This is a genomic window from bacterium (assembly GCA_037131655.1).
GTDB lineage: Bacteria > Armatimonadota > Fimbriimonadia > Fimbriimonadales > JBAXQP01 > JBAXQP01.
The window spans coordinates 1-5,120 of the sequence record JBAXQP010000198.1 but is presented as its reverse complement, the minus strand read 5'-3'; the positions used below and the strand labels follow the sequence as shown (position 1 = coordinate 5,120).

The following is a 5,120-nucleotide window of genomic DNA, read 5'->3' as shown; positions in this document are numbered from 1 at the left end:
CTTCCGGATGCTTGTCCGCAACAGTGGCAGCGAATGGGTCGTTCGCACTGAGATCGCGTAGCAAAACACCCGTTCCGTCTACCTTGCAGTTAAGCCACCAGTTATCCTTGATGACCGTCGGGGTCGATCCCCATCCGACAGTGACGTGATCTCGAATTGGAGCTCCACCTTCCAGCGCAGCTTTATAGAACGGGATTCCATCCATCGGTTCAACCGGTTTCACGCCCGCTGCTTCCATGATTACGGCAGAGATGTCATGGTGTTGAACATACATATCGCTTTTCTTACCTGCGCCAATTCCCTCAGGGTGACGAATAAAGATCGGTATATCGTACACTTCCGGTACTGAGGGGTATCCGCGCTTACCGGTATAACGTCGATCGAAAATCGAGTGACCATGATCGGAGGTGAAGATGATTAATGTATCATCCAATCGGCCTGTTGCTCGAAGCGTATTCATCAAATGGCCGAACCAGCGATCGCACATTGTCACCAATCCGCTATAGTTAGCGCGGGTGCGTACGCGAAGCGGTTCAGGAAGCGCATCGTTTTCATCATAGAGAGAAAGCACCTGATTGAAACCGTCGCTATCGTCATACATGCGTCGATAAAATTCCGGTACAAACCAGGGTTCGTGCGGGTCGAAGCTTTCAATGGTCAAGAAGAAGTTCTTGGCATCCTGATTTTCCTCGATCCACTTCGAGGCTTCGATAAGTACTCGCGCGTTGAAGTAATCTTCCTCATGCACGCGTCCTTTCATATTCAAAACAGCATCCCGAGCAAAGTTCATCTTCCAAGGGGTTCGAATGGATTCGTGTACCCATGCTTCAACTTCCTTGTCCGTTAAAACGGGGCCGCTTCTTGCCTTGTCCGTCTCTTGACCGCGAAGGAAGGTCCATTGATTGAAGCCGCGAGAAAAGTTCTTGGATGGCTTGAACATATGATAAACGTCGGAAATCAGCGCTGTCCGATAATCGGCCTCGGTGAGCATCTCAGAAAGGGTCGGCTGATCCTCAGGAATTGGCCCCCAACCGGGTGCGCCAACAAAATCTCCTCTGAACCGAAAATCGCCTTTATCAAAGGGATAAGTCCTTTTACCGGTATAGAGCGCTCGTCGAGCCGGCAGCGTCGGCAGCGATTCAGGATAAGCTCGGGTCATCATTAAAGATTCTTTGGCCAGTGCATCGAAGTTTGGTGTCTTCACCTCACCCCAATAAGGCTTGTCATAACAGCCAATGCAGTCCTTGCGAAGCGAATCAAAAACCATTAAGATTATGTTCATAAAAGTTCCTTTCCATCCTCTTACAGCTAATTAAATTATGACACACCCAAGTAGGTCAATCAATGGGCTTGATACGTTGACTTGACTGATGCGGGAATGTAAACTATAGCCTAGCTGTTGTTTAGTAATTGAAGGAGGCTTTTGGATATGAAATATACAAAGATGGTTTGGTCTGGGCCCATGCAAGTTGGGTTGGCTCAGGGTGAAATCGATGAAAAGAACATCGGGTCACATGGCATTCTAATTAAAACGCACTATTCTATAGTTAGCGCGGGAACCGATGTGGCCTGTCTGCAATTTCAGCAGGTAACCACAGATGCCGGTGGCGCCGCTGTTGGCGAAGTGGTCGTTATAGGAAACGAAGTTGAGAATGTTAAAGTCGGCGACTTGGTCTTTCACTATGGGGCGCATGCGGAATACTCCAAGCATACAGATAATGATTTAATGCTTAAGGTTCCCGAAGGTTTGGATGAGCGATTTGTGCCGTTTGCTCGTCCTGCGGCTATCGCCATGACTGCCTTGCGAGTTGGGGATATCGAGCTTGGCGATTTTGTTGGGGTAACCGGTTTAGGTTCAGTCGGCAATATGGCCGCCCAATTAGCAGGACTTCAGGGAGCGAAGGTTATTGCAATCGATGTGATTAAGAAACGATTGGATGTTGCCAAAGAATGTGGTGTTCCGTACTGCATCGACGCAAGCAAGCCGGATTATAAAGATCAGGTGATGGAAATCACTGAAGGACAGGGCGTCACAACGCTCATAGAAGCTGCCGGTTCTGCAAAGGTTGTGCATGATAATCTGCCCATTATCGGAGATCGAGGCGAGATCATTCTCTTGGGCAGCCCAAGAGCGGAATATCAGTGCAATTTAACAGAGATATTAAATTTCTGCCACCTCTGTCCGAAGCTCATCACCTTCAAAGGCGCACACGAGTGGCGTTACCCCATGAAGCCGAACGGCGTCGAAAAGCACTCCTTCTTACGCAACAAGAAGATCATCCTTGGCCTCATGAAGGAAGGCAAGCTGGCTATCAAGCCCCTCATGACTCACGTTATGCCTCCTGAAGATGGCCAAAAAGCCTACGAAGGTCTAGCCAACCACAAAGACCAGTTCGTATCCGTGCTTTTTGATTTTACAAAGAAGTAAATAAACCTGAATTGTTCTTTGTGAAATTACCCCTGTCCCTCCCTTTGGGAGGGACAGGGGTTAGGTGATATTAATTAAGATTCCTAAGTGCTCACCTATATCTTATGAATTCAATTAAAGCTGAGAATTATCCGGAATGGCAGCCTCTTATTGAGGGGCTTGTTGACTTCGAAGGGGTAGTAGCCGTGATTGGGGCTATCGATACGGGGAAAACTACCCTTTGTTCACTATTGGTAAACACCCTTCTCAAACCCAGCATACCGATAGGGGTCGTTGATTGTGATGTAGGTCAATCTGAAATTGGCCCTCCCGGAGCAATTGGGATGGGACTAACAGAGGAGCCTATTGAAAGTATCGGGGATATCGAAGTTCGCGGGCTGCATTTTATTGGCGCCACTTCGCCAAGTCGACGTCCACTTACTGCTGTTGCTGGAGCTAAACGAATGGTTGAATGCGCTCAAGAAGCGGGCGCTAAAACCATCGTGATGGATACAAGCGGTTTTGTTTATGGCGGAGCTGCTCGTTATTTAATTCTTTCAAAGCTGGAATTAATTCGTCCAAAGCATGTAGTTCTTTTGCAGCGTCAATCGGAACTAGAGCCATTAGCCACTGCTCTTGCACGTAACAACATATGGAAACTTCACTATGCCGCCATCCCATCAGTAATAACTCGCAAACCGCCTACTTTTCGAGCCCAAAGAAGGCGAGCTCGGCTTAACCTTTACTTTCAGAACGCGCGCTCACATACGCTCAACCTCGATTCCGTCAGTCTCATAGGCTCTCGCCTTGGGTCAGGTCATCCTTTATCGCCCGATCATCATCGGCTTGCGGAAGAGATTTGCCGCGTCCCCATCCTAGCTGCTGAGGAAGTCGACGGGGTATTGCACCTAGTGAGCAGTCACGAACTCAACGGCCTGGTTATCAGCACTCTGCAAGAACAATTCCATATCCGGAATGTCTTCGTGATCGATCCGAACTCACTGACAAATCTAGCGGTTGGGCTGGCCGACCACGATGGCAAGACATATGCGATGGGAATTATCGAAAAGGTTGATTTTCGCGCGAGAATGCTCCATATTCTAACACCAGCACATTCCGTTACCTCCGTCAAATGGGTACATATGGGATTAATGCGCATCGCTGCCGATGGCAGTGAACTTGGTGAAATCAAACCTTGGCAAGTGTGAGGAATTTATGAGTGATATGATTAAAACGAAAATATCAAAACTAATGCCGGAGTTGGTTGAAATTCGTCGGCACTTGCATATGCATCCTGAACTCGGATTTGAAGAAGTCCAAACGGCTAAATTTGTGGCTGAGCAACTTCGCAAGATAGGCATATGCCCGACAGAGGGAGTTGGTAAAACAGGCGTAGTAGGTTTGATTAAGGGCGAGAATACAGGCAAAACGATTCTAATTCGAGCCGATATGGACGCTTTGCCGATTGAAGAACAGACTGAAGTCGAATACAAATCCAGGACCATTGGCAAAATGCACGCCTGCGGACATGATGGTCACATGGCGATTTTGTTGGGGGCTGCGACTATCCTTCAAGACATGCGTAGTGAATTGAATGGCAACGTTAAGCTTGTCTTTCAACCCTGTGAGGAAAGCATCACGGGTGCTCAAGCGATGATTGATGACGGGGTGCTGGATAATCCTAAAGTGGATGCGGCGATTGCCCTTCACGGCTGGTCAGGATTACCCCTTGGTCAAGTTGGTCTAAGAAGCGGAGTAATTATGGCCTCTGCTGATTCGTTTAACCTCACCATCACCGGCAAAGGCGGTCATGCCGCATACCCTCAGGATTGTATCGATCCGATTTATATCGGCTCCCTTATCATTCAGGCGCTTCAGGGGCTAATTAGCCGCGAAAGTAGCATCAACGATCCGGCGGTTGTCACCATCGCCAAAATAGTTGCAGGAACCAGTCATAATATAATTCCAGAAACAGCCAAACTTTACGGCACTGTGCGCACCTTAAATGAAGCTAAGCGGCAGCGAATTAAAAGACGGCTTGAAGAAGTTATCGTGGGAATCACGAAGGCTTTCAATGCCAAAGTTGAGATAGAGTTCCTCCATAACTGCCCTGCAACGATAAACGATACGCGTTTAGTGCAGCTTATTGAGGAAGTTGCACTCGATTCTTTTGGTCCCAACGGAGTTGGCGCAATCCAAAACCCTTCGATGGGCGCAGAGGACTTTTCCTACTTTGCACAGAAAGTCCCTTCGGTAATGTTTCATTTGGGACTAGGTGAGCACCCTATTTGCCACAATCCCAGCTTTGACTTTGTCGATGAAACCATCCCAATAGGCGTAGAAGTGTTCGTAAAAACAGCTTTGAAGTATCTGAGGGATAGTACGTAGTACGTATTGCTTATTTTCCGGAATCCGGAATACGTACTACGCACTACGAAGAGGTCGGTTTTATGCATCCACGTTTGCGATTGATTTTATCAGGGGTCTTATTGTTCCTATCGTTTCCACCGATAGGTTGGTGGCCTTTGGTGTTTGTTGCGTTGACACCGGCATTCTTGGCGCTGCGTGGGGTTGGGTTTTGGGTTGGATTTCGTCGTGGTTTTCTATTGGGCTTCACTTTTTGGCTCTTCCTTTGGTCATGGCTAATTCCATTTGTCAACTTTTGGTCTAAGTCAAATTGGCTAGGGATCGTGCCATGGGTATTACTTTCGAT

Annotated in this window: 5 protein-coding genes; 3 read left to right on the top strand and 2 right to left on the bottom strand. The window is 47.9% G+C overall.

What is annotated here, in order from left to right; all coding sequences use genetic code 11:
- A partial coding sequence (locus WCO51_09470; protein ID MEI6513487.1) for a sulfatase occupies nt 1-1,282 on the bottom strand: 1,282 nt, incomplete at its 3' end.
- A gap of 147 nt (nt 1,283-1,429) precedes the next feature.
- On the opposite strand from WCO51_09470, the gene WCO51_09465 reads away from it, so the two are divergent.
- The 3 genes from WCO51_09465 (at nt 1,430) to WCO51_09455 (ending at nt 4,795) form a co-directional block, all read left to right on the top strand.
- Nucleotides 1,430-2,428, top strand: a complete 999-nt coding sequence (locus WCO51_09465; GenBank protein MEI6513486.1) for a zinc-binding dehydrogenase — start codon at nt 1,430-1,432, stop codon at nt 2,426-2,428.
- Between the two features lie 104 nt (nt 2,429-2,532).
- The gene (locus WCO51_09460; protein ID MEI6513485.1) at nt 2,533-3,615 is read left to right on the top strand and encodes a Clp1/GlmU family protein; all 1,083 of its coding nucleotides are present in this window, start codon (nt 2,533-2,535) and stop codon (nt 3,613-3,615) included.
- A gap of 7 nt (nt 3,616-3,622) precedes the next feature.
- On the top strand, nt 3,623-4,795 hold the full coding sequence (locus WCO51_09455) for a M20 family metallopeptidase (GenBank protein ID MEI6513484.1): 1,173 nt from the start codon (nt 3,623-3,625) through the stop codon (nt 4,793-4,795).
- 43 nt (nt 4,796-4,838) lie between these two features.
- Here WCO51_09455 and WCO51_09450 read toward each other — a convergent pair.
- The coding region (locus tag WCO51_09450) for a hypothetical protein (GenBank protein MEI6513483.1) at nt 4,839-5,120 on the bottom strand (282 nt) is incomplete at its 5' end.

What these genes read in the sequence shown, in the direction of transcription:
- WCO51_09465 (MEI6513486.1), top strand. Translation starts at nt 1,430, where the DNA reads ATGAAATATACAAAGATGGTTTGGTCTGGGCCCATGCAAGTTGGGTTG.
- WCO51_09460 (MEI6513485.1), top strand. Translation starts at nt 2,533, where the DNA reads ATGAATTCAATTAAAGCTGAGAATTATCCGGAATGGCAGCCTCTTATT.
- WCO51_09455 (MEI6513484.1), top strand. Translation starts at nt 3,623, where the DNA reads ATGAGTGATATGATTAAAACGAAAATATCAAAACTAATGCCGGAGTTG.